Origin of the sequence: Meiothermus granaticius NBRC 107808, assembly GCF_003574355.1 — a bacterium.
GTDB classification, from domain to species: Bacteria; Deinococcota; Deinococci; order Deinococcales; family Thermaceae; genus Meiothermus; species Meiothermus granaticius.
The window spans coordinates 1-26,067 of sequence record NZ_QWLB01000023.1 but is presented as its reverse complement, the minus strand read 5'-3'; the positions used below and the strand labels follow the sequence as shown (position 1 = coordinate 26,067).

28 protein-coding genes are annotated in these 26,067 nt (G+C 62.9%); 10 read left to right on the top strand and 18 right to left on the bottom strand.

Annotated elements, in window-relative coordinates; all coding sequences use genetic code 11:
• Positions 1-6: 6 nt before the first annotated feature.
• The 5 genes from Mgrana_RS09430 to Mgrana_RS09410 all read right to left on the bottom strand — a co-directional run bounded on the left by Mgrana_RS09430 (position 7) and on the right by Mgrana_RS09410 (position 4,692).
• Entirely contained in the window at positions 7-1,995 is a 1,989-nt protein-coding gene (locus tag Mgrana_RS09430) for a heme lyase CcmF/NrfE family subunit (protein ID WP_119357356.1), read from the bottom strand.
• Positions 1,996-2,053: 58 nt separating this feature from the next.
• Positions 2,054-2,485 (bottom strand): cytochrome c maturation protein CcmE, encoded by a 432-nt coding sequence (gene ccmE / locus Mgrana_RS09425; RefSeq protein WP_119357355.1) that lies wholly within the window; start codon positions 2,483-2,485, stop codon positions 2,054-2,056.
• Between the two features lie 102 nt (positions 2,486-2,587).
• The gene (ccsA, locus tag Mgrana_RS09420) at positions 2,588-3,283 is read right to left on the bottom strand and encodes a cytochrome c biogenesis protein CcsA (RefSeq protein WP_119357354.1); all 696 of its coding nucleotides are present in this window, start codon (positions 3,281-3,283) and stop codon (positions 2,588-2,590) included.
• A gap of 98 nt (positions 3,284-3,381) precedes the next feature.
• Complete coding sequence (locus tag Mgrana_RS09415) at positions 3,382-4,044, bottom strand: heme exporter protein CcmB (RefSeq protein WP_119357353.1); 663 nt, start codon at positions 4,042-4,044, stop codon at positions 3,382-3,384.
• Between the two features lie 12 nt (positions 4,045-4,056).
• Positions 4,057-4,692: an ABC transporter ATP-binding protein gene (locus Mgrana_RS09410; protein WP_186813089.1), complete on the bottom strand. Its 636-nt coding sequence runs from the start codon at positions 4,690-4,692 to the stop codon at positions 4,057-4,059.
• Positions 4,693-4,768: 76 nt separating this feature from the next.
• On the opposite strand from Mgrana_RS09410, the gene aroQ reads away from it, so the two are divergent.
• From aroQ to Mgrana_RS09390, 4 genes are all read left to right on the top strand, one after another.
• On the top strand, positions 4,769-5,206 hold the full coding sequence (gene aroQ / locus Mgrana_RS09405) for a type II 3-dehydroquinate dehydratase (protein ID WP_119357352.1): 438 nt from the start codon (positions 4,769-4,771) through the stop codon (positions 5,204-5,206).
• Positions 5,206-5,385 carry a hypothetical protein gene (locus Mgrana_RS09400; protein WP_119357351.1) on the top strand — a complete coding sequence of 60 codons (180 nt, stop codon included), beginning with the start codon at positions 5,206-5,208 and terminating at the stop codon, positions 5,383-5,385. Before aroQ ends, Mgrana_RS09400 begins: the two co-directional genes overlap by 1 nt.
• Before the next feature lie 69 nt (positions 5,386-5,454).
• The gene (locus Mgrana_RS09395; RefSeq protein ID WP_119357350.1) at positions 5,455-6,135 is read left to right on the top strand and encodes a cytochrome c biogenesis CcdA family protein; all 681 of its coding nucleotides are present in this window, start codon (positions 5,455-5,457) and stop codon (positions 6,133-6,135) included.
• A 62-nt stretch (positions 6,136-6,197) separates the two neighbouring features.
• A complete protein-coding gene (locus tag Mgrana_RS09390; protein ID WP_119357349.1) occupies positions 6,198-7,196 on the top strand; it encodes a LysM peptidoglycan-binding domain-containing M23 family metallopeptidase in 999 nt (332 codons plus the stop codon).
• Here the strand turns inward: Mgrana_RS09390 and Mgrana_RS09385 are convergent.
• The gene (locus tag Mgrana_RS09385; protein WP_119357348.1) at positions 7,181-7,732 is read right to left on the bottom strand and encodes a 5-formyltetrahydrofolate cyclo-ligase; all 552 of its coding nucleotides are present in this window, start codon (positions 7,730-7,732) and stop codon (positions 7,181-7,183) included. The two genes, Mgrana_RS09390 and Mgrana_RS09385, sit on opposite strands and share 16 nt — an antisense overlap.
• Before the next feature lie 102 nt (positions 7,733-7,834).
• Between Mgrana_RS09385 and Mgrana_RS09380 the strand changes: the two genes are divergently transcribed.
• On the top strand, positions 7,835-8,110 hold the full coding sequence (locus Mgrana_RS09380; protein ID WP_119357347.1) for an FmdB family zinc ribbon protein: 276 nt from the start codon (positions 7,835-7,837) through the stop codon (positions 8,108-8,110).
• 168 nt (positions 8,111-8,278) lie between these two features.
• Positions 8,279-9,235 carry a prohibitin family protein gene (locus Mgrana_RS09375; RefSeq protein ID WP_119357346.1) on the top strand — a complete coding sequence of 319 codons (957 nt, stop codon included), beginning with the start codon at positions 8,279-8,281 and terminating at the stop codon, positions 9,233-9,235.
• Between the two features lie 30 nt (positions 9,236-9,265).
• On the opposite strand, the gene Mgrana_RS09370 is transcribed toward Mgrana_RS09375, so the two are convergent.
• From Mgrana_RS09370 to Mgrana_RS09350, 5 genes are all read right to left on the bottom strand, one after another.
• Complete coding sequence (locus tag Mgrana_RS09370; RefSeq protein ID WP_240631304.1) at positions 9,266-10,513, bottom strand: MFS transporter; 1,248 nt, start codon at positions 10,511-10,513, stop codon at positions 9,266-9,268.
• Between the two features lie 75 nt (positions 10,514-10,588).
• Complete coding sequence (gene arsN2, locus Mgrana_RS09365) at positions 10,589-11,020, bottom strand: arsenic resistance N-acetyltransferase ArsN2 (RefSeq protein ID WP_119357345.1); 432 nt, start codon at positions 11,018-11,020, stop codon at positions 10,589-10,591.
• Positions 11,013-11,513, bottom strand: coding sequence for a DUF6428 family protein (locus Mgrana_RS09360; protein WP_186813090.1), 501 nt, complete (start codon positions 11,511-11,513; stop codon positions 11,013-11,015). The genes arsN2 and Mgrana_RS09360 overlap by 8 nt, the downstream gene beginning before the upstream one ends.
• Positions 11,492-11,839 carry an ArsR/SmtB family transcription factor gene (locus Mgrana_RS09355; protein ID WP_240631303.1) on the bottom strand — a complete coding sequence of 116 codons (348 nt, stop codon included), beginning with the start codon at positions 11,837-11,839 and terminating at the stop codon, positions 11,492-11,494. The genes Mgrana_RS09360 and Mgrana_RS09355 overlap by 22 nt, the downstream gene beginning before the upstream one ends.
• Positions 11,840-11,887: 48 nt before the next feature.
• Positions 11,888-12,118 (bottom strand): hypothetical protein, encoded by a 231-nt coding sequence (locus tag Mgrana_RS09350; RefSeq protein ID WP_119357344.1) that lies wholly within the window; start codon positions 12,116-12,118, stop codon positions 11,888-11,890.
• A 127-nt stretch (positions 12,119-12,245) separates the two neighbouring features.
• Here Mgrana_RS09350 and ypfJ point away from each other — a divergent pair, with 127 nt between their 5' ends.
• Positions 12,246-13,109 carry a KPN_02809 family neutral zinc metallopeptidase gene (gene ypfJ / locus Mgrana_RS09345; protein ID WP_119357343.1) on the top strand — a complete coding sequence of 288 codons (864 nt, stop codon included), beginning with the start codon at positions 12,246-12,248 and terminating at the stop codon, positions 13,107-13,109.
• A gap of 198 nt (positions 13,110-13,307) precedes the next feature.
• Positions 13,308-14,579 (top strand): aspartate--tRNA(Asn) ligase, encoded by a 1,272-nt coding sequence (gene aspS / locus Mgrana_RS09340; protein WP_119357342.1) that lies wholly within the window; start codon positions 13,308-13,310, stop codon positions 14,577-14,579.
• A gap of 3 nt (positions 14,580-14,582) precedes the next feature.
• Here aspS and Mgrana_RS09335 read toward each other — a convergent pair whose 3' ends face one another.
• From Mgrana_RS09335 to Mgrana_RS09315, 5 genes are all read right to left on the bottom strand, one after another.
• The gene (locus tag Mgrana_RS09335) at positions 14,583-14,825 is read right to left on the bottom strand and encodes a hypothetical protein (RefSeq protein ID WP_119357341.1); all 243 of its coding nucleotides are present in this window, start codon (positions 14,823-14,825) and stop codon (positions 14,583-14,585) included.
• A gap of 21 nt (positions 14,826-14,846) precedes the next feature.
• On the bottom strand, positions 14,847-16,310 hold the full coding sequence (murJ, locus tag Mgrana_RS09330; protein WP_119357379.1) for a murein biosynthesis integral membrane protein MurJ: 1,464 nt from the start codon (positions 16,308-16,310) through the stop codon (positions 14,847-14,849).
• Positions 16,311-16,376: 66 nt separating this feature from the next.
• The gene (locus Mgrana_RS09325; RefSeq protein WP_119357340.1) at positions 16,377-19,094 is read right to left on the bottom strand and encodes an AAA family ATPase; all 2,718 of its coding nucleotides are present in this window, start codon (positions 19,092-19,094) and stop codon (positions 16,377-16,379) included.
• A gap of 27 nt (positions 19,095-19,121) precedes the next feature.
• Positions 19,122-20,276 (bottom strand): metallophosphoesterase family protein, encoded by a 1,155-nt coding sequence (locus tag Mgrana_RS09320; RefSeq protein ID WP_119357339.1) that lies wholly within the window; start codon positions 20,274-20,276, stop codon positions 19,122-19,124.
• Between the two features lie 53 nt (positions 20,277-20,329).
• Positions 20,330-21,214 (bottom strand): DUF1385 domain-containing protein, encoded by an 885-nt coding sequence (locus Mgrana_RS09315; protein ID WP_119357338.1) that lies wholly within the window; start codon positions 21,212-21,214, stop codon positions 20,330-20,332.
• A 109-nt stretch (positions 21,215-21,323) separates the two neighbouring features.
• Here Mgrana_RS09315 and Mgrana_RS09310 point away from each other — a divergent pair, with 109 nt between their 5' ends.
• A complete protein-coding gene (locus Mgrana_RS09310) occupies positions 21,324-22,769 on the top strand; it encodes a leucyl aminopeptidase (RefSeq protein ID WP_119357337.1) in 1,446 nt (481 codons plus the stop codon).
• Positions 22,770-22,788: 19 nt separating this feature from the next.
• Here the strand turns inward: Mgrana_RS09310 and Mgrana_RS09305 are convergent, their stop codons facing one another.
• Complete coding sequence (locus Mgrana_RS09305) at positions 22,789-23,229, bottom strand: Fur family transcriptional regulator (protein ID WP_119357336.1); 441 nt, start codon at positions 23,227-23,229, stop codon at positions 22,789-22,791.
• A 101-nt stretch (positions 23,230-23,330) separates the two neighbouring features.
• Here Mgrana_RS09305 and clpA point away from each other — a divergent pair, with 101 nt between their 5' ends.
• Positions 23,331-25,553, top strand: a complete 2,223-nt coding sequence (gene clpA, locus Mgrana_RS09300; RefSeq protein WP_119357335.1) for an ATP-dependent Clp protease ATP-binding subunit ClpA — start codon at positions 23,331-23,333, stop codon at positions 25,551-25,553.
• Between the two features lie 81 nt (positions 25,554-25,634).
• Here the strand turns inward: clpA and Mgrana_RS09295 are convergent, their stop codons facing one another.
• Entirely contained in the window at positions 25,635-25,985 is a 351-nt protein-coding gene (locus tag Mgrana_RS09295) for a roadblock/LC7 domain-containing protein (protein WP_240631302.1), read from the bottom strand.
• Positions 25,986-26,067: the final 82 nt, after the last annotated feature.

Below are 26,067 nucleotides of genomic sequence, written 5' to 3'. Positions count from 1 at the left end.
ATTCATTTAGGTTTGCGGCAAGGCCGAACGCGCCGGGGCTCCAACCGTCCCCGGCCACAAGATGTAGAGCGTACCCAGCACCACGATCGCCCCCGCGATCCACAGCCAAAGCACCATTGGGGTCACGATGATCTTGAGGGTGGCCCAGCTGCCTTTTTCCCGATCAAACTCCTCCAGCACGAAGTAGTAGTCGTTGTACGGGGAATATTTGACCACCGGGGTGGCGATGGGCTGACCGCCCATCTGGGTGTAAAAGTTGAGCCGGGTCTCGTAGCGCCCGCTCGAGGCCCAACCGTCCCGGTTTAGCGCCCGCACCTCGAGCGGAGCGATCACCGCCACGCGGTTGCCTTCCTGGCGCACCCCTACCGAAAGCAGGCGGGCCTCCAAGCCGTGGGTTTGCCAGGTCCCGCCGACGTTCAAGGTCTTTTGTTCGGTGAAGCGGTAGGTCTGGCTAAACGCGATGGCCAGGGCCGCCAAGGCAATCCCCAGGTGAACCAGATGCGAGCCAAAGCGCCGCCGGTTTTGTCCGGCCAGGGCTAAAAAAGCCTGGAACCTCGAGATCCCCAGCGCCCTCGAGCGCTCCCGTATCCCCTGCCCCACCATCAGCCCCACCGCCGTCAGGTTATACGCGAACAATCCGATCGCCAGCGCAACCCCAGGGGTAAGCGACAAGAGCAACCCTATGAGCACCCCCACCCCCAAGGCGCTTCCCATCGCGATGAGGTTGCGCACCACCTCGGAAGTGGCTTGGCGCCAGGGCAGCACCGGCCCAATCCCCATCAAGAGCAGCATGAACACCCCTAGGGGCACCGAAACCTGGTTGAAGAAGGGCGCCCCCACCGAGACCTTCGCCCCCAGAACCGCCTCGATCACCAGCGGCCACAAGGTACCCAGCACCACCACAAAGGCAAAGGTGCCAAAAAACAAGGCCCCCGCCAGCAAGGCCCCCTCACGGCTCACCCAGCGCACCTCTCCAGCCTCCCGCAACTCCGAGCCCACCTTAGAGAGCAGCCCAAACCCCACCAGCAGGGTAAGCAACAAGAAGCCCAGGAATACCGTTCCCACCGGCCCATCCGCGAAAGCGTGAACCGATTGGATCACCCCGGAGCGGGTCAGGAAGGTGCCAAATACCGTGGCGGCAAAGGCCAGGGTGATGAAGGCGAAGTTCCAACCCTTGAACAACCCCTTGCGCTCTTGCACCTGAGCGGTGTGCAAAAAGGCCGTAGCCAAAAACCAGGGGATGATGCTGGCGTTTTCCACCGGATCCCAGGCCCAGTAGCCACCCCAGCCCAAAATTTCATAGCTCCACCACTTGCCGGCAAAAATCGCCGCGGTGAGAAACCCCCAAGCCACCAACGTCCACCAGCGGGTCTCAAAAATCCAGCTCTGATAGCGCCGGGCCACCATCGCCGCGACCGCATAAGCAAAGGGCACGCTGAGCCCCACGAAACCCAGGTACATCAAGACCGGATGCACCGCCATCATCCAGTGGTTTTGCAAAAGCGGGTTGGGACCACGCCCATCAGCGGGCGGGTTGGCTACGGGGTCAAAAGGGTGTACCACCAGGCTCATCACCCCGAAGAAAAACACCTGAATGGCGAAGAGGGTGGCCAGCGCAATGGGGGCCCGCCACACATCCAAGCTCTGCCCAGCCCGGGCACTGACCAAGGAGGTGTACAGGGTTTGCAGGGTGCCCCAGAGCAGAATCGAACCGGCCAGCGCCGCCCAAGGGGTAACCAGGGTGACCCAAAGGGGGTCTTCTAGGGAATGGTTGTCCGCCACGTAGGCCACGCTGAAATCGTTGGTCAGCAAGGCCCACTCCAGCGCTCCAAACGCGGCCAAGGCCCCGATGAGGGAAAGGGGGGCAAAGCGGCGAGCGGCCTCGAGGTAACGCCGGTCTCTGAGCAGCGCGGCCAGTACCGAAAGCCCCAGCCCAAGCACCGAGAACAGCAGCGTAGCGGCGAGGGCAAGGGTTCCCAGCAGGCCAGGGGTCACAGCCCCCTCCCAACCGCGCAGCTAGCTGCACGCCACTGGTTATAGGGAGCTCGAGCCATCAATTGGTCTCCTGGATGATCTTCTTGATCTGCTCCGGGGTGTAGTTGCCGGTTTTGGGAGCCTGATAGTCCTCGGAGTGCTTGACCAGCAGGTTGGTGCCCTGGAACTCCTGGCCCGCGAACTTTCCCTCCACCACCACCCCCTGGTTTTCTTTGAACAAGGCTGGAGGCGTGCCCACCGAGCGTACCGCTACCTCCCGCACCCCGTCGGTCACTACGAAGTTGAGCTGCAGGTTGTCCTTGTTGTAGCGAACCGTCCCCGCCTTGACCAGTCCCCCCAGCCGTACCGAACGGTTGGCGTACTTGGCCTCATTCTGAAAGTACTCACTGGGGGTGATGAAGTACACCAAGTTGCTGCTCAGCCCACCAAAAATCAGGTAGGCCAGTGCGCCCACGACCAGAACGATCCCGAAGATGTGTTTGGGCTTCATCCGCGCCTCCGCCACAACAAGTACCCCAAGTAACCGAAGATCAGGGCATAGGTGAGCAAATACACCCAGACCACAAAGGGATTAGCCGGATTGTGCAGAACCTCATCCATGTTGGGCCTCGAGCTTCTCCGCCTCGCGCTCGGCGATGATCCCGCGCAGGCGCACAAAAGCGATGTACAGCAGGGTGAAGGCCAGCAGGTTAACCATCAGGGCCAGCAGCATGGAGGGCTCCATGTTGACCTTACCGGTGGTGAGGTCAATGGTTTGGGTCTGGTGCAGGCTGCGCCACCACTTCACCGACATGTAGCTGATGGGTACATTGATAGAACCCAGGATCCCAATGGCCGCACTGGCGTTGGCCCGCAGTTCGGGGTCTTCGATCGCGCTCCGAACCACAAAATACCCCACATACACCGCGATCAAGATGGCGAAGGTGGTCAGCCGCGGTTCCCAAGTCCAGTACACCCCCCAGGTCGGGCGTCCCCATAAGGCCCCCGAGAGCACGGTAAGGGCGGAGAACAACAGCCCGAGCTCCGCGCTGGCCGCGGCCATCCGGTCATAGCGGGGGTTACGGCGCACCAAATAGGCGATCGAGTACCCCAGGGTGCCAAAAATGGCCAGATAACACAGCCAGGCCATGGGGACATGCAGGTACATGATGCGTACCAACCAGCCCTGGTTGACATCGGGGGGTGCACTCAAGGCCAGGTAAAAGCCCACCAACAAGCCCAACAGACCACCGGCCAGCAAAGCCGGGGTGAGGCCATCGCGTTTACCACTCGAGCGCGTCAGTTGCATGCGGTCTCCTCTATCTTCATGTCATTATGAGGCAATCAGATGAGACTCGAGTAAAGCGCCTTACCATGATGGCAAACCCCCTGACCCCGGCCCCCCGCTTACCCCTCGAGCACATAGGGAAACAACAGCCCCGAGGCCACCACATAGACCACATCAAACACCACCAGCAGCTGCCACCAACCCGCCACCTCCCCCGGAGGCACCCCCCCGGCCAGATCGCCCGTAGCCCGCACCGCCGAGAGCACCACCGGCACTACCAGGGGGAAGAGCAGCAGGGGCAGGAGCACCTCACGCCCCCGCAAGCGGGCCAGCATCCCGGCGTAGAAGGTGGAAATCGCGGCGTAGCCTAGCGTACCCAGCACCAAAGTCAGAAGATACCAAGGCCAGGGGCCCAGGGGAAGATAAAAAAGTCCCGCCGTGATCAAGAGCAGCAGCACCCCTACCCCCAGCAGCAACGCGAGCTGAAAGGCCAGCTTGCCCAGATAAATCCACTCCCTAGAACCCGAGGTCAACAGCAGATCATCCAGGGTACCATCTTCGATCTCGAGGCCGAAAGCCCGGCTAGCCAGGAGACTCCCAGCAAAGGCCAGGGCCACCCAAAACACCCCCGGTGCGGCGCGCTGGAGATCCTGCGGATTGGGGCCAAAAGCCAGGCCAAGGATGAAGAGCATCACCGCTAGAAAGAACACCACCGAGAGAATCCCCGCCCGCCCCCGGAATTCCAGGGTGAGATCGCGCAGGGCTAACCAGAGGCTACGCATAGCAGGCTCACTCTAGCCGATGTTTCGGGCTGCATCGGCAGAACTGGGCCGGTCTGGGTCGGCCTTCTGTAGGGCACCCAGGTCTAGGGCCCGGTCGCAGTGGGAAAGCCAGCCCCGGTCGTGGGTCGCGATCACCACCCCGTTCCGACCTCGAGCCTCCTGCACCAGCCCCTCGAGCAGTTCCCGCCCCTGTGCATCGAGGGCGGCCTCGGGCTCGTCGAGCAGCCAGATGTCCGGCTTCAGCAAGCGGATTCGTGCGATGGCCAGGCGCTTCTTCATCCCGCTCGAGTACGAGAGCACCGGCTTGCGTTGGGACAACCCCACCGCCTTGAGGGCGGCCTTCAGGGCCTCCGCCCGAATGGGCAACCCCTCGAGCCGCAGGGCATACCGCAGGTTTTCCTCCCCGCTAAAGTGCCGGTGAAAGGCCGGGGGATTGGCCAGCAGCCCCACCCGCCCCTGCCGCAACAGCTTCCCTTGGGTAGGGCGCACCAATCCCGCCAGCACCCGCAGCAAGGTGGTTTTCCCGGCCCCGTTAGGGCCGAGCAGGGCCACCACCTCCCCTGGGTTCAGGCGGAACTCAAGGCCCCGAAACACCCAGTCCAGGCCATAGCGCTTGCCCAGGTTCGAGGCTTCGATCAACCGATTCACCCCCCGATTCTAACCACGCCCCTCTGGCGGTGGGTGGGTTTGCTAGCTGGCTCCCAGCCCTTTACGATGTAACCTAATGATCCTCATCCTCAATGGTCCCAACCTTAACCGCTTGGGCAAGCGCGAGCCCGAAGTTTACGGCAAAACCACCCTCGAGGAGCTCGAGGAGCTGTGCGAGGACTGGGGGGCCGAGCTGGGATTTAGCGTGGCCTGCCGCCAGTCGAACTTTGAGGGGCAGATGGTTGAGTGGATTCAAGGGGCCTCCGAGGAGGGGTTTAAGGCCATCATCCTCAACCCCGCCGCCCTGACCCATTACTCTGTGGCCGTGCTGGACGCCATCCGCGCCCAGCCGCTGCCGGTGGTGGAAGTACACCTCTCCAACCTCCACGCCCGGGAGGAGTTTCGCCGCCACTCCGTCACAGCCGCCGCTGCCAAAGGCCTCATCTCCGGGTTCGGGCCGATGTCGTATCGGATGGCCCTGGTCTACCTGGCCGACCTGCTCGAGGGGGGTTGATGCGGTTACGGCTGGCCGAAGCCCTGCTGGTAGGGGCCGGGTTCTGGTTGATCAGCTTCCTGGTCGAGGGGCTGGGCGGGCGGGGCTGGCTGGATGCTCTGCTCGGGGGTTTCGTGGCAGGAGCATTGGTCAGCCTGGTCTATTTCGCTGTGCTGAGCTTCGTTCGCCGAAAACCGTGACCCAGCCCCCGGAAGCAATCCAGGGGGTGGCTGAATTGTCCCCCCGAGGCTCGAGTACCCTGTAACTGTATGACCCTGACCTTCACTGCTGCCTTTGTGGCTGGGTTGCTCTCGTTCTTATCCCCCTGCGTTTTGCCGCTGGTGCCCACCTATCTGCTCTACCTGGGCGGTGAGCGTGGGCGGCCCCTGTTCAACGCGGGGTTCTTTGTGCTGGGGTTTGGGCTGGTCTTCCTGATTCTGATTGGCCTACCGGCCACCCTGCTGGGAGCGCTGCTCAAGGAAAATCAGGCTTGGCTAAGCCGGGCAGGGGGGGTGTTCCTGGTGCTCTTTGGGCTGTATATGCTCGGGTTGCGGCCCGCGTTTCTGGCTCGAGGGGTTAACCTGCGCTATCAGGGGGACACCCGCCGCCCCTGGGGGGCCTTCGTGCTGGGGGTGGTGCTCGGTCTGGGGTGGACCCCCTGCATTGGCCCGGTGCTGGGGGGAATTATCGGCCTAACCGTGAACGGAGGCGGGGTGGGGCTGGTGCTGACCTACATCCTGGGGCTGGCCATTCCCTTTTTGCTGGTGGCCTTGTTCGCAGACCGAGTGCGGCCTGTGCTGCAGCGAGCGGGCCGCTTCTCTCACTGGGCTGAGGTGGTCTCGGGGCTGGCCCTGCTGGTCACCGGAGTGCTGCTGTTTTCCGGAACCTGGACCACCCTCAATGCGCTGTTCAATAGGATTGTCCCCTCCTGGCTGCTCGAGCGGTTATAGCCCTGAGCTAGGGCAGCTCCCGCTCCGTGACCTTCCTCATTGAAATCCGTTAGCATACCCCCATGCGGCGTGCATCCATAGGGCTGATCCTGGCCACCTCCTTGGCCCTGGCTCAAAGTACCCACGTGGTCCAACCTGGAGAGACCCTCTACAGGATTGCTCAGCAGTACGGCACCACCGTGGAGCGTCTGGAGGCCCTCAACAACCTCTCCAATCCCAACCAGCTTCGCGTAGGGCAGACCCTCCGGCTCAGTGGGCAACCCCCAACGCCTCCCGTCAATCGCCGGACCGACCTACCCACCCCCATAGAGGCGCTCGAGTGGCCCCGCCAAACCCTGCAGGGCAACGTGGCGGTACTGCGCTTCAGCGCCACCCAAGCCGTGCCGGGACAGGTGCGCTTCTTGGGCAGTACCTATCCAATTCAGCAAAACCGAGTGCTGCTACCGATTCCAGCCCTACAGGCTCCGGGCATATACCCCGTCGCGGTGGAATTGGAGGGCCAAGAAATTCGGCTGGAGATCCAGGTGGTGGCCGGTAGTTTTGGGCGCTTCATCCTACAGCTCCCCCCCGACCGAGCCGCCCTGTTGGTTCCCAATACGCTGAGGGCCGAGCGGGCCAAGGTGGTGGGGTCTTGCGACTGGAACCGTCCCCAGCAGTGGAGCGGCAACTGGAAAAAACCGGTGAACTCCAACCGCATCACCGATCCCTTCGGTACCCGCCGCAGCTACGACCAGGGCGCTACCTACTCCTTTCACGAGGGCATTGACTACGGCGTTCCGGTGGGAACTCCCGTGCGGGCCCCGGCCGACGGGGTAGTGGGACTGGCTCAGGCGCTCTTCGTGCGCGGCAATGGGGTCACCATAGACCACGGAGATGGGGTCTGCAGCGGATTCTGGCATCTCTCCAAGATCTTGGTCAAGCCGGGTCAGCGGGTCAAGGCAGGGGATCTGATCGGGCTTTCGGGGAACACCGGCCTCTCCAACGGCCCCCATTCCCACTTCGAGATCCGCATCCGCGGCACACCGACCAATCCGGCCCTTTGGTATTACGCTGCCCCCTGAGGGGTTGAGGGCCAAACCCCCGCCTCACTGGCGATGTAGCCCACAGGGATATCCCAGGGATCGGTGGGAAGGCGCTCAGCCACCAATGCTTCTGGCGCCACCCCCACCGTCACCACCCTCGGCCCCAGCCGGGCCAAGAGGCGATCATAAAAGCCTTTGCCATACCCCAACCGGTGGCCCTGGCGATCGAAGAGCAGCCCTGGAACCAAGATGGCCTGTAGAACCCTGGGGTCGGCGAGAGGGGCGTCAGGGGCCGGCTCGAGAAACCCGTAGCGATGCAGAACCAGCGGACAGGGCAGCGGATGAATCCGGAGATCGTAGCGGTCTACCCGGGGCAGGTAGTAGTGAGCGGGGTACTGCTCTGGAAGGGCTGAGAGGTCTATTTCGTCACCGAAAGCGCTGTACAGCAAAACCTGCTCGAGCCCCTGCTGGTGCAAAAACCCCGCCAGATGTGCGGTGATCTGCCGGGAAAGTCTGGGAATATCCAGCCTAGCCCGCACAGCCCGAGCCCAGCTGCGCAATTGACCCTTATCCATCGGCTCTAGTATGGCATCTGCCCCCACGCCTTAACCCCACTTGGACCAGATTGACAATCTAAGCGCGAGACTGTCAATATACTTGAGGGTAGAGGTGGAGCGATGCCCAAGTACGTTTATCAAAACCTGAACACCGGCGAACACTACGAGTTCGAACAAAGCTTCAACGATCCGGCCTACACCCATCACCCCCAGACCGGCGAGCCGATCAAGCGGGTGATCTTCGCCCCCGCAGTGATCTTCAAAGGTTCGGGCTGGTACGTCAAGGACAGTAAGGCCGCTGGAAACCCCGCATCCCCTAAATCCGAGGGGGGCGAGACCAAGTCCGAGGGCAAATCCTCAGGCTCAGCCCAGGATGTGGCGAGCGCCGCAGATTAGAGCGCTCTTCATCTATAGGGCTTTAGGGCTTTGTCCTGCATAGGACCGTAGCCGCCTGGAAACTCGAAACCCAAGCACCCCTGGGGTGGCCCCATCTGCGAGGGGCGCGATAACCCAGGTCAAGTTTCCTCCCCTTATCCCCGATACTGAAAGAGGAGGAGGGATACTATGGGGTTCTTTTTGTTGGTAGGGCTGGCCCTCGCAATCCTAGGAATTGTCCTGCTGGCGCAGCCAGGAGGCCGCAGGGCCCTGGGGGTGCCGCTGTTGCTGATCGGCCTGGTGTTCGCGGTGGTCTCGAGGAGCTTCGTGGTGGTTCCGGCGGGCCATGTGGGGGTGGTCTTCAACGTCTTTGGAGGGGTACAGCCGGGGGCTTTGGGCGAAGGGTTTCACATCTTGCTGCCTGGGGTGCAGAATGTAATCCTCTACGATGCTCGGCTTAAGGAAGTGACCCTGGCCCAGGGCAAAAGCGGCAACGCCAGCCCGGGCGAGGATGCCATCACCGCCCGCAGCAAGGAAGGGCTGGATATCGGGGTAGATGTGACGGTGCAATACCGCATCAAGCGTGAGGAGGCCCCGCTGCTGCACCGCAACCTGGGCCCCAACTACCTCGAGACCCTCATCACCCCCCAGATTCGCAGCAAGATCCGCGACGCGGTGGGGCTCTTCAATGCCGCTGAGCTGATCAGCACCCAAAGAACCCAGCTCGAGGCCGCGGTGACCCAGGGCCTCAAAAAGGATTTGAACGCCCAGCACATCGAGCTGGTCTCGGTATTGCTGCGCCGAATTGACATCCCCCCGTCGGTGGCGAAGGTTATTGAAGAAAAGCAAACCGCCGAACAACAGGTTCAGGTGGCCGAAAACCGCCGACGTCAGGCCGAGATTGATGCGCAGCGAATCGTAGCCCAGGCCAAGGGGGAGCGCGACGCTGCGATCCTGCGGGCCGAGGGCGAGGCCCGCTCGATCAGCCTGCGCGGGGCCGCGATCAAGGCCTCGCCGGAGGTCATCCAGCTCACCGTGGCTGAGAAGCTGGCCCCCGGCATCAACACGGTGATGTTGCCCTCGAGCGGAAACTTCCTGCTCGATCTGCGCAGTTTGCAGCAAGGGGTTCAGCAACCCCCCCGCTGAGCGGTTCTCGGGGTTCCCCCAGGCCCCAGGCTAGTTCCGAGCAGGGGACGCACCCGCCGAGGGGCGCACCTGGGTCACCGCCCAGGCCGAAAACCCTGTGGTTAGGGTCAGCAAGGCCAAAACCACGCCATAACCCCCAAAAGCCCCGTGTAGCAGCCCCGCCAGAAGCGGGGCTGCGGCTCCGGTGAAGGCGGTGGCCAAAGCGATAACCCCGTTCAACTGGCCATAGTTTTGTGGGCCGAAATTCTCAGCCAGGAGGGCAGATCTCACCAATGTAATGGCGCCGTTGCTTAGGCCGAACAAAGCAGCAAACCCCCACACCCCAGCCAACCCCGAAACCATCAGCAGCACCAAGGGGGCCAAGGCATGGAGGGCAAGGGTCAGGGCGGAGAGGAGGGACAGCGAGACCCTCGAGGTCAACGGCGTAAAGAAGAGGCGCCCGCCCAGTTGCATCAACCCCACCGAGCCCGCCGCTGCGGCGGCGAGGCCAGGGGTGAGGCCCCGCTCAAGCAGCAGCGGGACCAAGTGGGCCCCCAAAGCGCCCGCAGCGATACGGGAAGCGGCCACCGCTACCAGCAACCACCAGAACCCCGCGGTCCGGAAGGCCACCCTGGGGCTGAGGTTGGGCCCGGAGGGCGCGGGGCGGTGGGGATTGCGTAAAAAGCCATCGGGCTCCATCCCCACATCCTGGGGATGGCGACGCAAGACCAGCGCATGCAGGGGAACCGCCCCCAAGGCCAGCATCAACGCCAGGCCCTGCAGGGCCTGGCGCCAGCCAAGGGCAGCCACCAGCCAGGTCTCGAGCGGGACGAAAATCGTGCTGGCGAGCCCCGCTATCAAGGTGACGATGAGCATGGCTCGAGGACGCTCTCGATGAAACCACACCGCAATCACCGTAAACGCCACCTCGTAAAGCCCCATCGCCATCGCCAACCCCAGCCCGAAGGCCATCAGGTACAGCCCAGCCAAGCCCTGAATCTGCGACCAACCCACCAGGGTGAGCACCCCCAGTACCGACCCTGCGGTCATCAGCGCTCGAGCCCCTCGGCGATCAACCCAGCGCCCCACCGGGATCGCTGCGAGCCCCGCGACCAACAGGGCCAGCGAGAACGCCCCAGAGGTCTCGGCACGCCCCCAGCCGAATTCGGCCTCCATCGGCTTTATGAAAACTGCAAAGCCGTAGTAGAGCACCCCGTACCCCAGGGTCTGGGTGAACGCCAAAGTCCAGGCGATGCGCCAGCCGTAGTAAGGGGCCGAGGGTTGGGAACTGGAGATCAAAGACCGCCCTCCGATCAGGCCAGCTTTCCGCTAGCAGGGGTTTTCAGGGCCCCTCGAGGGGCTCTACCCCCATCCTCACAGCGCCAAGGTCATGGCCGCAGCCCTTTCAGAACAGACTCCCCTGAGCTCTTCGGAGGCCGCCAACGCCGGAGGAAGCGCAGAGCGCTCAACCGGCACAAATCCAAAGCGGGAGAAGTAATTCTGAGCGGTGGTGGTGAGCAATGAGACCGAGTGAAGCCCCCGAGACTCGGCCAACTCGAGGATGCCCTGGGTCAGCTTGCCGCCCAGACCCTGTGACCGATAATCCGCCTCCACAGCCAACGAGCGCAGCAACCCAGCCTCGCTGTGGGTCTCGAGACCTGCACAAGCCACCACCCGCTCGCCGTCAAGGGCCAAGATGAAATCGTGGATGTGCTCAGGAACCCCGGCGATGGGCAGTCCAGAGGCCTGTAGCAGCCGGAATACTTCAGGCAAATCCGCAGAAGTGGCGGTGCAAAAACTAATCACAGCATCCCCCTGGAAGGACCTCGAGCGGTATCGGGGCGGCCTGCTGAGGCGAGGCACACCCTTCGTTCGCCGCGCGACGATCGGCAGCTTTGCAGGTCACCCCAGGAGGGACCAGTTGCACAACCACCGCGTTGTCCTCGAGGTCAATGCGGCCAATGTGGTAGTGCATCGCGGGGGTCTCGCGATCCCCATACTCCAGCCGCAGCTCCGCCTCCGGGCGCACCGGAATCGCCGCAGTCACCCGCCGATAAATGCTGAGGAATTTATCGGTAGACATGTACTCAGGCTTATCTTTAGCCCTCGGCCCCTGGAGCTGCACCACGGTCTCGCGCCAAGCGTTGGCCTGCCCCCCGCAGTCCACGCTCTGGTAGTGAACGCTCATAATCTCGGTGACATGGTACCCCGGCGCAACCGCTTTGCCTTTGTCGTACTTGAAAACCAAAGCCTGGCCAGGGTGGAGCTCGATCAAACTCAAGAAACTCTGGGTATCCACTTTTCGCCTCCAATTGCCAAGAAAGCTTGAGCCAATGCGAAGCCCTCAGGGTCGAGGTGGTAGTACATCCATCGGCCCCGCTTCTCCGCCCGAACCAGTTGCGCCGCCACCAAGTTCCTCATGTGGTGGCTCACTGTGGGTTGAGATAACCCCGTGACCGCCTCGAGGTCACAGGCGCAAACCGAATCGGCCTCCGCCAACCCACAACACCCCCCATCAGGACGGTTTTGGGCCAGATGCACCAGGATTCGGAGCCGGGCCGGGTCGGCAAGGGCTTTGAACACCTTGGCCGCCACCTCCAATTCGAAATCCAGGGGAACGGTCACGGGTCCAATATATATTGATTTATCTAAATGTGTCAATCTATTTTAGGATCAACCCTTGAACAGGTCATCAAAAGCCTTCCCTGTCCCATCTTTGGGCTTGAGGCGGAACAGGTCGTTCTTGAGCTCGAGCTTTCCCTGGTCGAGTAGGCTTTGCAAGGCCCGCCGAAGCTCGGTTTTGGAGAGGCTCTCGCCTTCCTCATCCAGCCAGCGCAGGATTTCCTGCTCCCCTGCATAACGCAGAGCCTCTACCGCTCGCAGTACCCAGCCTTTGGTATCCACGGCTCGAGTTTACGCCGCAAGGCTCAAATTATTATCGCCCCGCGGAGACTGAGCCCACCCCAGGCCCAACCTCGCTCAGGTACATAGCTTAGACTCCTGTTAAACCCGAGCATTACGGAGGTGGGGTATGAAGTGGGAGGACATGCGCGAAAGCCAAAACGTAGAGGATCAACGGGGGCGGGGCCTGGGTGGGTTGGGGGGTGGAGTTCGGCTGGGACTCGGTGGGATCATCCTGGTCATCGTTGGCAGCTTGGTCTTTGGTCTTAACCCCCTCCAGGTGCTGAGCCTGCTCTCCGGCAGCGGGGGAACCCTGTCGCCCCAAACCCAGAGCCAGCCGGGAAACCCCAACGACCAAACCGCCCAGTTTGCCAGAGCGGTGTTGGGGGATACGGAAGACACCTGGAGTCGGATTTTCCAGCAGCAGCTCAAGGCCCAGTACCAACCGGCCAAGCTGGTGCTGTTTGAGGGCGGAGTAGATTCCGCCTGTGGCTTCGCCCAAACCGCAATGGGGCCATTCTACTGCCCACGGGACCAGAAAATTTACCTGGACATGAACTTCTTCCGGCAAATCCAAGCCGCTGCCGGGCCCAATGCCGATTTTGCCCGGGCTTATGCCATCGCCCACGAGGTGGGGCATCACATCCAGGACCTTCTGGGCATCTCTGATCAGGTACAGCGCAAGATGCAAAGCTCCGACTCGGCCACCGCCAATGCGTACTCGGTGCGGCTCGAGCTGCAAGCCGACTGCTTCGCCGGGGTTTGGGGCCACTACACCCAAGAGCGCGGCCTGATCAACGATCAAGACGTGCGATCCGCCCTTAGCACCGCGGCCCAAATTGGGGATGACTACCTGCAAAAGCGGGCCACCGGGCGCATAGTACCTGACGCTTTCACGCATGGCTCCTCGCAGCAGCGGGTGAACTGGTTTGAGCGGGGGTTCAGCAGCGGGGATATGCGCCAGTGCAATACCTTCGCCGCAAAGAGCTTGTAGCCATCTGCCGCCGCCAAAGCAGCACCGGTGGTGCCCATCCGCGAGCCCTATACATCTGCGCTTGACCGGAGGGAACCAGACCCGTAAACTACCCGAGATGTTGGTATACCGCGCCGACGACAATTGCTAAAGGGGTCGGAAATCCGCCCCCGGTGCTTCGCTGTACCGGGGGTTTTTTAGTGGAAGAGGAGCCAAGCAATGGAACGAACCTTGGTGAGTGAGCTGTCCGGTATGGTTGGTAAGACCGTCACCCTGCAGGGCTGGCTGCATTGGAAGCGCGATCTGGGGGGCATTCAGTTCGCCCTGCTGCGCGACCGCAGCGGCATCGTCCAGTTGGTGGTGGAGAAGGATGTGGATTTACCGATTGCCGAATCAGCCATGGAGGTGCGAGGGCAGGTGGTGCAAAACGCCAAAGCCCCAGGGGGCCTCGAGGTGCTCGCGCAGGAATTGCAATTTTTAGCCAGAGCCCTGGAACCCTCCCCGATTGAAATCCCTAAGGAGGAGTGGCGGGCCAACCCCGAGACCCTGCTCGAGTACCGCTACGTGAGCTTGCGGGGAGAAAAAGCCCGAGCTACGCTCAAGGTTCAGGCAGCGCTGGTGCGCGGTTTCCGACAGTACCTCGACGCTCAAGGCTTCACCGAGATCTTCACCCCCAAGATCGTCAGCGCCGGGGCCGAGGGGGGCAGCAACCTTTTCCCCATAGACTACTTCGAGCAACGCGCTTACCTGGCCCAATCCCCCCAGCTCTACAAGCAGATCATGGTGGGGGTCTACGAGCGGGTCTATGAGGTCGCCCCGGTGTTTCGGGCAGAGCAACACGCGACCAGCCGGCACCTCAACGAGTACCTTTCGCTGGATGTGGAGATGGGGTTTATCCGCGACGAGAACGAGGTGATGGACTTGGAGGAAAACTTGCTGCGGGCCATGCTGGAGGAGGCCAGAAGGTCCGTCTCGTCGGAGCTAGAGCTGCTGGGGGCGGAGTGGCCCAATCTGACCGAGATGCCGCGGCTCGAGCATGCCGAGGCTCGGCGCATCCTGCGGGAAGAACTCTCGATGCCGGTGGGCCAAGACTTCAATGAAGAAGCGGAGCGGGCCCTAGGAGCCTGGGCCAAGGAGAGGTGGGGGGTGGATTTCCTTTTTGTGAGCAAGTACCCCGAGGTTGCCCGTCCGTTTTATGCCTATCCGGAAGGGGACGGGCGTACCCGCGGCTTCGATCTCCTGTTTCGCGGCCTGGAGATCACCTCAGGGGGGCAACGGGTGCACGAACACCGCATGCTGGTGGAGCAGCTCGAGAAGAAAGGCAACGATCCGGCCAACTTCGCCGGTTACCTGGAGGTATTCAAGTTCGGCATGCCCCCCCACGGCGGCTTTGCCATCGGGGCTGAGCGGCTAACCCAAAAGCTGCTGGGGCTCCCCAATGTGCGCTACGCCCGGGCCTTCCCCCGCGACCGCCACCGCCTGACCCCTTGAGCTTTAGCCCCCCTCAGACCCCGGCTCTACCGTGTTGAGCTCAAGCCGAATCTTCTCGAGCTGGCCGTGTAACCCCTCGGGCGAAACCCCCAGGCGTTGGGCCATGGCCACCAGCCTTTGCGGGGTATAGAGGGTTCCAAGGGTTAGGGCCAGGGCCTCGCGGTACCTTGGCCCCAGCATCACCTCAATGGTCTTGAGGCGCAATTGCAATTCAAACCACTCGAGCTTTTCCGCTTCGTTCATCATAGGATCCTCGTTCATATCGTACTAGCGCAGCCGCAAAGGCAGCTTGAGCCACCGCGCAGCCACAAAAAACGCGGCCAACCCCATCAACCCCCCTGCGATCAGCGGGGGCAGGTTGTGCAGGAAGTAGCCCGGAAAGCCAAACCATCGGGCCACTCCATAGGCCACCGCCGCGCTGGGGAGTGCTGCCAGCACCACCCGTCCGCTGAACTCCAAAAGCCAGCGCAGAGAGAGCACCTGCAAGCGCTCGAGCCGCGCGGCATAGATCAGCAGACCCACCAACCCCGCCACCGCGGTCGAGAGGTTGAGGGCGAACAATCCGGTGTCTCGCAGCAACCAATACCCCAGCGCGTTGAGCACCAAGATCACCACTGAAACCTGCACCGCTCGAGCCACCTCCCCCAAGGCATAAAACCCCCGCAGCAAAAAGGTGTTGATGCCCCAGGGCAACACCGCAAAGCCCATTGCGGTTAGGGTCTGGCTGCTGTAAAAGCGGTTCTCTGGGGTGAAGTTGGCGCTGAAGGCGTAAAGGGCTCCCACAAGCCAAGGGGCCAGGGCCACCAATAACCCACCCGCCAGCCCCATCAGCACCACCACCCGCTCCAGGGCCCGCCGCAGCAGGTTCCCTAGAGCAACGGGGTCGTTCTGTTGGTCGGCCATGCGGGGATAGAGGGCCATGGCCGGAGAGGTGGAGAGCAGGCCCAGCACCATCAGGTAGATCACCTCGGCATTGTAAAAGGCATTGGTCGCACCGGCAGGGTACCGGGTCAGCACGTTGACCAGCACCAGATTGAGGATTTGCCGCAACCCAGTGGTAAAGGTGAAGGGACCCATCCGCCGCAGGGCCTCACCGAAGGCCCGGTGGGGCTTCCATTCCAGCCAGAACCCCCGCAAATAGGGCAGTTGTACCAGCGCCTGCAACAATCCCCCCACCGCTGCGGAAAGCCCCAGCGCGGTTGGATTCCCCGGCCACAACACAAAGAGGGCAATCGAGCCCAGGTTGAACATGATGGGGGCGAAACTGCTGGCCCCGAAGCGCTCCTCCGCCTGCAACACCGCGGTAAACAGGGCTCCCATTGAGATCCCCAGCAGGAACGGCATTACCAGGCGAATCAGGTAAACCACCTGGGCAAACTGCTCAGGCTGGTTGAGGTAGCTCGAGCGGTCAATGAGCAGGTGGGCAATCCAGGGGGCCAGCAGCCAGCCCAGTCCGATGAACAGCAGATTCAAGCCCAAAAGCAAAGCCCCAAAGCGGCGCAAGAAAACCCGGGCCTCCGCCTCGGAGAGCCCCTTGATGATCGGGATTAGAGCGTTCTGCACCGCGCCCTCAGCCAGAATCTCACGAAACAGGTTGGGAACCCGGTAGGCTACGGTAAACGCGTCCTTGAGCGCGTCAGGAAATAGATTGACAAAAAATTGCTGGCGCACCAGCCCCAGAACGCGACTGGCCAGGGTTCCGGCCATCACGACCAAGGTGTTGCGCAGGATACGGGGGGAGGCGCGGCTCACAACTCGAGCATCTTACAAGACGCCACCAAGAAGAGGGGCAGCCCCTCAGTCTTTCCAGGAGATCCGGCTCCCGGCCTGGGATTTCTGCACCAGCAGTCGCGCCGGGAGCCGCTCCGCCAGGGCCTCGACATGGGTCACAATCCCCACCAATCGGCCCTGGGTCGGCAGGGCTTCCAGCACCGCCGCCACCTGATCCAGCGTCTCGGCATCTAGGGTTCCAAACCCCTCGTCGAGAAACAGGGCCCCGATCCGGCCCCTAGACAGATGCTCCGACAGGGAAAGCGCCAGCGATAGGCTGGCCATAAAGCTCTCGCCCCCGGAAAGGGTGCGCACCGGGCGCGGGGTTTCGGTCCAGTGATCAAACACCTTGTACTCATCGTCCTCGAGCCGTAGGGTGTAGCGCCCCTGGGAAAGCGCCTGGATCAGCTCCGAAGCCCGTCCCAAAAGCCCCGCCTGGTAATGGCGCAGCAAGAAATCCTGAAAGCGATCCCCTTTGAGATCGGTAGCGAGCTGTTCCCAGAGGTCGGCCTCGCGGTCTAGGGTGGCTTTTTGGCGCAGGACTTGGCGCTTGCGCTCGATCTGCTCCTGCAGGCGCGTGAGGTCGGCGTGGCGTCCTCCAAGCCGCTTCTTCACCTCATCCAACCCGGTTTTGAGCCGGTCGAGCCGGTCCTTGGCTTCGCGGGCTTGGTCCTCGGTGACCGGGTCCTGTCCCGCCAGCTGGGCCTCCAGGCGCTTGAGGTTCTCGGTCAACACACTGCCCTCATGCTCATGGTCTCTGCGCCGGCGCTCGAGGGCCTCGATCTCGCCCGGCTCGAGCCGGGCGGCCTTCACCGCATTGGCCGAGCCGAGCCCCGCCTGCTCGAGCAAGGCCGCCAGACTTTCCTCCAGACCCCTTCGCCGCTCTTGCGCCCCCCGCGCGCGCTCCTCCTCTACTGCGGCCTTCTGCCGGGCCTCCTGAACCCGCGGCTCGAGCGTGGCCACCTCTTTCGCCCTGCCTTCCAGGGCCTTGATGTGCCCCTCCAGCCGCTCCGCATAGGCCTTGAGGCTCGTCCCGCCGATGATCCCCCGCAGCTCCGCCGCCAACCCCGCCAGACGCTGCTTCCGCTCCTCTCGGGCCGCCTCGGGGTCGTTGAGGCCCAAGAGACCGGCTCGCGCGGCTTCCAGCTCCTGGGCCGCTTCAGTGGCCTCCGCTGCGCGCTCGGCCTGCCGGCTGCGCAGCTTGGGCAGGTTCTCCTCCAGCGCTCTAAGACGCTCCTGGTCAAGCTTGAACTGGGTGCGCAGGGCCTCCAACTGTTCCCGGAGCTGAAGGGCGTGGGCCTCGAGCGCCTTCAGGTCGGGGGCAGCTGCCGGCGGGGGCAAAACCCGAACCACCTGCTCGCACAGCGGGCAGGGCTGGCCGGGCTGCAGCAGGTGGCGATGCCCCAGCACCCCCTGTCGCAGGCGCTCGGCCTCCAAGGCCTGTTCCGCCGCCTCGGTCTGCTGACGGGCCTTGCCCCCCTGCTCCCGCAGCACCTCGAGGTGGGCTTGCAGCTCCCGATGCTGAGCCTCAGCCCCGGCTACCTCGGCCCGGGCGGTCTCCAGGGCCCGGTCCAAGCGCTCCTGACGGCTCGAGAGCCGCCCAACCCGCTCGAAGACCTGCTCCGCCTCGCGCAGGGCCATGATCCGCTCTTCGTCGAAGGGCTGTGGAGCCGGGTGATCCAGCTCCAGGCTCCCACCGTAGCGCCGCAGCCGAGCTTCCTGCTCCTGAAGCCAAGGAAGCTGGGCCTGCTGAACCCGGAGCGCCTCGAGCTCAGCCGGGGAGAACCCCGCCCTTGCCGCGCCCAGCGCAGCCTCGAGCTGCGCTAGCTCCTTGCGGATGCCCTCCAGCGCCCGCGCCGCCTCCAGGGCCTCCTGGCGAGCCCGCTCGAGCGCCTCCACCTGTGGCCAGACCCGCTCAGCCAAAACCGCCCGCTCGATCAGCTCGGCAGTGCGAGCCATTTCCGGGGCTTGGGCCTGCCAACTGGACCAGCGGCGGCGCTGGGCCTCTAGCTCAGCGAAGCCCTTGCGGCGCTGCTCGAGGTCATGCAGTTCCCGCTCTAAAGCCTCGACCTGTCGGCCCAACTCGGTCTCCTGGCGCTCTAAAGCCCTGATCTCCTCGCGCACGCCCTCCAGCTGCGCCTCCTCTACCCCCTCGAGGGCCCTCAGCTCACCCTGCAATTGGGCGATCTGCTCCCGCACCCCCTTGAGCCGGTCCCCTACCCGATCCCGCATGGCCCGCAGGTTCTCGAGACCATAGAGCTTGATCAGGGTGTCGCGCCGCTCCGTAGGTTTGCCATGCAAGAACAGGTCGAACTCCCCCTGCGGCAGCAAAATGGCCCGGGTAAAGGTCTCGTAATCCATCCCCACAATCTGGACCAACCGGCTGTCAAGCTCCTTGACCTTCTCCGAGGCGGGGTGGGTGCGCCAGCCCTCACCGGTGAGGTACTCCAGCCGATTTTGGTTCTCCTGGCCCAGTACCCGCACCACCCGCCAGCTCTGCTCCCCTACCGCAAACGTCAGCTCGACCTTGGCCTGAGTCGCCCCAGGGTGCTTGAGTTCCCCCAAGCCCCTGCCGCCGATGCGCGGGGTGGATTTATATAGGGCAAAGGTAATCGCGTCCAGAAGGGTGCTCTTCCCAGCGCCAGTGGGGCCGGTGATGGCGAAGAGCTCCACATCATCGAAGCTCACCTCTTGGGGGATTTGGTAAGCTCCAAAGCCTTCAAGGCGAAGTTTGAGCGGTCTCATAGGGATCAGCAAACCCCCTGAAGGCGTTCAGCGTTGGGCGTCCTCGGCATGGGTTTCCTCGTAAATTTGGCTAAACGCGCTGAGCAGCTCAGGGCTGGGGGCGGCCCCCGTGGCCTCGAGCCGGTACTGGGCATAGGCCTCGGCCCAGTCCCAGTTTTCCGGGGCTTGGACTGGGATGGGCTCCTGGGGTTCAGCTGTGTTGAACTCCACCTCGAGCAGATCCGGCAGCTCGCGGAACAACCGCTCCCGCAGCCCAGCATTGCCCCGACCCTCCAAGATCAGCTTGGTGTAGCCGGGAAACGAGGCCACCTCATTCCAACGGGCGTCGAGGGCCTCGAGCTTGATCCGGAAGGTCTTGAGGGGCTTTCCCCAGCGCTCACGGATCGGATGCACCTTGGGCAAAACCCCTGGCTCCATCTCTACGATCAGGGCCCCTCTCGGGGCCTCCTCCCCCTCGCCAAAATCCAGCTGGATCAACGATCCGGGGTACCAAGCCACCGGGGACTCCCCTACCTGCTGCTGGCGGTGGATGTGCCCCAGGGCCACGTAGGATGTGCTCAGGGGAAACACCGAGGGCCGCACCGCATAGGAGTTGGTGGTGTAGAAGGTAAACTCCCCTCCCCCCAGCCGGCTTCCCTCCACGGTTAGGTGGGACATCAGCAGGTTGATCTGTGGGCCAAAACCGGCAGCCAAGTTGGCCAAAATGCGCTGTATGCCCTGGCCATAGAGGCCCTTCCACAGGCTGCCGTCGCCCTCGAGAAGATGGTTGGCCTTCACCAAGCGCCGCTCCGACAAAAAGGGCAGCAGGGCAGCCCGACCGCCGGGAATGTCCACCACCCCACCCTGCTCAGCAAAACGCACATCCCCAAACACCGTTGCACCGGTCAGGTACAGAAGCGGCGAAAGGGCTTCCATCCGCTCGCGGCTGTCGTGGTTCCCGGCAATTGCCAGGGCTGGAACTCCCAGCTCCCGCAACCCCAGGAAAAATTCAAACGCCGCCGCCTCAGCCTCGGTGCTGACCACCGCCCGGTCAAACAAGTCCCCCGCGACCACGACCAGCTCGGCCCGCTCGCTCCGCACCAGGTGGAGCAGCCCGCGCAAAGCCTCGGCGATCTCAGCGGTACGGTCCCGGCCCTTGAGCACCTTACCTAGATGCCAGTCTGCCGTGTGCAGAACACGCATGGCGTGATTGTACCGCCCAGTACCCGGAAGCGATAGCAGCGGCTGGAGAACGCTCAGGCCACTGCCACCGGCTTCTCGGCGATCTGCCCACTGGCGGCCTTGGTGCTCTCAATCGCGACCTCGATCATGTCGTCGGTAGGCTCCTTGACGGTGAGCATCTGAAAGCGAAAGCCAATCGCGCGCAGGAGGTTGGAAACGGGATCGGTGTGCGAAGCCGACCAGCGCAGCAACTCAAAAGCCACCCCCGCCACCAGCGGCAGGAATAGCACCCGCGCTCCCAAGCGCCACAGCAACACCTCCTGATGGGGAATCAGGCTGTACACCACCACGCTGGCCAGGATCACAAACGCGATGAAGGTGGTGCCGCAGCGGGGATGAAACGCAGGCTGAGCCCGCACGTTCTCTACCGTGAGGGGAAGGCCCTTCTCATAGGCCGCGATGGCCTTGTGCTCGGCTCCGTGGTACATGAAAAAGCGCTGGATGTCCGGCAGCCGCCCGATGAAGACCAGATACCCCACCAAAATCGCGGCTTTGATCAGACCGGCCAAAAGGTTGTACAGCACCGGGTGAGCCGCGGCATTGATGACCAACCCTGACAAAAACCCCGGCAGCACAATAAACATGGCCACACCAATCAGCAGGGACACGGCCATGGTGCCATAGAGTGCACCTTTAGACATCTGCTCCTCTTCTTCCCCAGCCAGGGCCGCACTGCGCGACATGGCCTGGTAAGAGACCGCCATGGAGTCATAGAGGGCCACCACCCCTCGCACCAAGGGCCACCGGGCCCAGGCATACCGCCTCGAGAGGGCCAGTTCGTCGTGTCGCTCGACATGAATGGTACCACTGGGCAGGCGCACCGCTAAGGCCCAAGCCTCGGGCGATTTCATCATTACCCCCTCGAGGGCCGCACTTCCACCTAGAGCGTTGGTCTTCATCGGGGCCATTGTATAAGAAAGCGGAACCGTAGGGGCAGAATCACATGAGAAAGGGGCTTTTTTTAGACAAGCGCTCTTTCTGGGCAATTCATGGTATATTTCGCAAGTTATGGAGCTTACAGTCAGATCTGCACGGCGCTACGTGGATGAGATTCCAGCCCCCTTAGCAGTGGTTGGGGTTTGGGGAGGAGAGCTGAGCGAGGAAGGGCAAAAACTCGACACCAAAAACCGGGGGGCGCTCTCGAGGATGCTGGAAGAGCTGCGCTTTAAAGGCGAGCTGGGTGAGACCTTGCTGGTTCCGCTGGGCAAAAGCTTCGGGCTGCTCTTCGGGTTGGGGCGCAAGCGCGGGGTTAGCCTCGAGACCCTGCGTAAAGCGGGGGCCAAGCTGGTAGCTGAGATCACCCGGCTGGGGTTTCGGGAAGCGGTGGCCGAGACCTTTTTGGCTGATAAATTCGGCAAAAAAGAGGCTAGCTACGCTCTGGCTGAGGGGGCCCTGCTGGGCAGCTACAGCTTTGGGAAGTACAAGTCGAACCCCGAGCATAAAAAGCTGCGGCTGTGGCTGGCCCGGAGCAGCGGCCCAGCCGTAGACCGGGCCCAAGTTGTGGCTGAGGCCGTGAACTACGCCCGCGACCTGGTCAATGAGCCGCCCAACAGCCTCACCCCAGCCGAGCTGGCCCGGCGGGCCCAGGCGCTCGAGGCCCTGGGGCTTCAGGTCGAGGTCTGGGATGAGGGTCGAATCCAGGCGGAGGGCCTGGGCAGCTACTATGGGGTGGCCCAGGGCTCGGCCAATCCACCGCGCTTCATTCAAGTGGTTTATAAACCCCAGGGTACCCCGGAGCGGGTGCTGGCATTGGTGGGTAAGGGCATCACCTTTGACACCGGCGGCTACTCCCTCAAGCCCAACGAGAGCATGCTCACCATGAAATGCGATATGGCTGGGGCTGCCGCGGTGCTGGCCACCATGCAGGCGGTGGCCAAGCTGAAGCCCCAGCTCGAGGTACGGGCCTATGTGGCCGCAGCCGAAAACATGATCTCGGGACAGGCTTATCGCGTTGGAGACGTACTCAAAAGCCTTTCCGGAAAAACCGTAGAGGTGCTCAACACCGATGCCGAGGGCCGATTAACCCTGGCCGACGCCATCACCTATGCCGATCGGCAGGGCGCGGATGCCATCGTGGAGCTGTCCACCCTAACGGGGGCCTGCGTGATTGCCCTGGGGGAAAAAGTTGCCGGGCTCTTCAGCAACGATGTGCGCCTGGGACGGGAGGTACAAGAGGCTGCCGAGCGAGGGGGGGAGAAGGTTTGGCCGCTGCCCCTCGAGGAGGAGTACCGCGAGATGCTGGTCTCCAGCGTGGCCGACCTCAAAAATGTCCACGGGCGCAGCCGCTACGCCGGGGCGGTGATCGCGGGACTGTTCCTCAGCGAGTTCACGGAAAAGCCCCTGGTTCACCTGGACATCGCCGGCCCCGCCTTCACCGAACGCCCCCATGCCCTAGGGCCTGCGGGTGGAACCGGATTTGGGGTGCGGACCCTGGTCGAACTGCTGGGCGTTTAGTCCCTCTCAGGGCCTTGGATCACTGGCAGTGGGGGCAGACCCCCCGCAGCTCGAGCCGGGCTTCCTCCACAAACCAACCGCTCATGGCCTCCACTGCCCTACGAATGGGCTCTGGGTCAAACTCGGCTAGCTCCTGCAGCAGCACATCCTCGATGGCGCCACACTGCAAGCAAAACAAGTGGTGATGCCGCGAGGTAAAACCGTCGTAGCGAGTATTGCCCTTCTGGTCTTTGAACTCCCACAACAACCCGGAGTCCCGCAGCACCTGCAGGTTCAGGTAAACGGTGGAGAGTCCGATGGCGTACCCCTTTTTCTTGAGTCCGTGGTAGAGCTCCTCGGGCGTAGGGTGAATACTTTTACGGTCCAGATAGGCCAAAATGCGCTCTCGCGGCAAGGTGTGGCGCAACCCCACCGCCTTGAGCCGCGAACGAAAGTTCTCTCGCTCTTTTGCTTTTGCCACAACTACCCCCCTGTACAACTTTCATGAGTATAAAATATCTTCCAAAAGTATCCCTATTTGGGCACATTTGCGGGTCTGGAGCTTGATACACTCGAGGCACCGTGGACACCCCTCTCACCCCCACCCTCGAGCAAAGCCTCCGCCGGGCCCTCTCCTTAGCCCAGCAGTATGGGCACGAGTACGCGGGGCTCGAGCACTTGCTGTTGGCTTTACTCGATGACCCCGACGCCGCACGGGTGTTGCGCAGCTGCAAAGTGGATCTCGCTGCGCTGCGGGCCACCCTTGAAGAATCCCTCCTGCAGCTCGAGACCCGGCCTGGGGCGGAACCCGAACCCACCTTGGCCTTTTCACGGGTTATCCAACGGGCCATCGCCCAGATGCGCTCGGCGGGGCGGGATCAGGCCAGCGGGGCCAACGTGCTGGTGTCAATCTTTGACGAGCGCCAGTCCGCTGCCTATGCCCTTCTGGAAACCTTCGGCCTGACCCGGCTGGATGTGCTCAGTGCGATCTCCAGGGGAAGCACCCCCTCCGGCACCACCCCTCAGCCCGCAGGCCAACCCACCCCCGAAGAAGAGGGGGGAACTGCCACCGACCCCCTCCAGGCCTATTGCTCCAACCTGACCGCCAAGGCGCAGAGCGGTGAGCTAGACCCCCTTATCGGGCGCGAGGCTGAGCTCGAGCGGATCCTGACCGTACTCTCGCGCCGCCAAAAGAACAACCCCCTGCTGGTGGGGGACCCTGGGGTAGGCAAAACGGCGCTGGTAGAAGGGCTGGCCCAGCGCATTGTGGAGGAAGCCGTTCCCGAGAAGTTGCTGGGGGCGGAGGTCTTTGCCCTGGACATCGGCTCCCTGCTGGCGGGAACCCGCTTTCGCGGCGACTTCGAGGAACGGGTCAAAGCGGTGATGCAGGCGCTCGAGCACCGGGCCAATGCCATTTTGTTCATTGACGAAATCCACACCATCGTGGGCGCGGGCAGCACCACCGGCTCCACGGTAGACGCCTCCAACCTGCTCAAGCCGGCCCTCACCGGCAAGCTTCGCTGCATCGGGGCCACCACCTTCGGGGAGTACAAGCACTTCGAGAAGGATCGGGCTATCGCTCGCCGCTTCCAGAAAATTGACGTACCCGAGCCCTCCCCGGAGGACGCGGTGAAAATCCTGCACGGGCTCCGCTCGCGGCTCGAGACCCACCACGGCCTGCCCTACACCGACGAAGCCCTGCGCCGTGCGGTTGAACTGGCCGCCCGCCACCTTTTGGAGCGCCGCCTGCCCGACTCCGCCCTGGACGTTTTGGACGAGGCCGGGGCTGCACAGGCCCTTAAACCCGCCCATGAGCGGGCCAAGGAGATCGGGGCCGCCGAGGTCGAGGCCACCGTAGCCCGCATCGCCCGCATCCCCCCCACCCATCTCAGCCGGGAGGACGAGGTGGTGCTGCAAAACCTCGAGGCCGAGCTGAAGGGCGCGGTCTACGGCCAGGACAGCGCCGTGGCTGAGGTCGCTAGCGCCATCAAGTTGGCTCGAGCGGGGCTACGGGACCCCCAAAAACCCATCGGGGCTTATCTCTTCTCCGGACCGACGGGGGTAGGTAAAACCGAGCTGGCCCGGCAGTTGGCAGCCTCGCTGGGGGTCTCGCTGCTGCGCTTCGATATGTCAGAGTACATGGAGAAGCACTCGGTCTCCCGGCTGATCGGGGCCCCTCCAGGATACGTGGGCTTCGACCAAGGGGGGTTGCTGACCGATGCCGTATTGCAACATCCACACTGTGTGGTGTTGCTTGACGAGATTGAAAAAGCCCACCCTGACCTGTTCTCGGTGCTGTTGCAGGTGATGGATTACGGCAAGCTCACCGATCACAACGGCAAGGCGGTGGATTTTCGCAATGTGGTGCTCATCATGACCACCAATGCTGGGGCCGCGGAAGCCAGCGAAACCCGGGTGGGGTTTTTAGGGGGAACCAAGCAGGAAGCCACCGACGAAGCGCTCAAGCGAATGTTCACCCCTGAGTTTCGCAATCGCCTGGATGCCATCGTGCACTTCGCCGCGCTTTCTCCCGCGGTGATGCGGCAGATCGTAGAGAAGTTTTTGCGGCAGCTCGAGGCTCAGCTCGCCGAGCGCAGGGTGCGGCTCAACCTCACCGAAGCGGCCCTGCAGTGGCTGTGCGAGAAGGGCTACGATCCGCTGATGGGGGCACGGCCCCTTGCCCGAGTGATTCAGGAGCATATCAAAAAGCCGCTGGCCGACCTGCTGCTCTTTGGGGGTTTGAAAAATGGAGGCCAACTCACCCTAGGGGTCCAAGGGGGGGAACTCGAGCTCCAGGTTTCCTGAAGCTGCCCTCCCCCCGCTACGCGGATCACTTCGGTCGGGTGGGCTCGTCAGCGTCCGGCAACGAACCAGCCAAATCTGGTATTAGCCCTCCAGTATGGCCTTAAGCTGGGGCATCTGCTTTAGCACCAAGTAGCGGATCACCCCACTGCCCCCCGAGCCTCGCACCACCAAGGCCAGCACCGATCCCTCGGAGATGTGGTTGACCAGTACGGTTTTACCCAGATATTCCAGGCTCAAGCTCTGGAGCGGAGAAAATCCGTGTTTGTCCCCCAACACCCTCGAGATGGAAAGGAGCGTGCGCAGGTATGCCGCAAAGGTCTCGACCTCCTCGACCGGACTCCCCGCCGTAGCCAATAAGCGGCCCTCGCTGCTCATCACCAATACGCTCTCCACCTCGGGCTTATCCAAGAAGGGACGCAACTCGTTCGCCAAGCGGTCCGAGGGGATGGGCGGCGGGGAGTCCGGTCGAGGAGGTCGAGACCTTTGCGGCATACCTGCGCACGCTCCTTTCCAT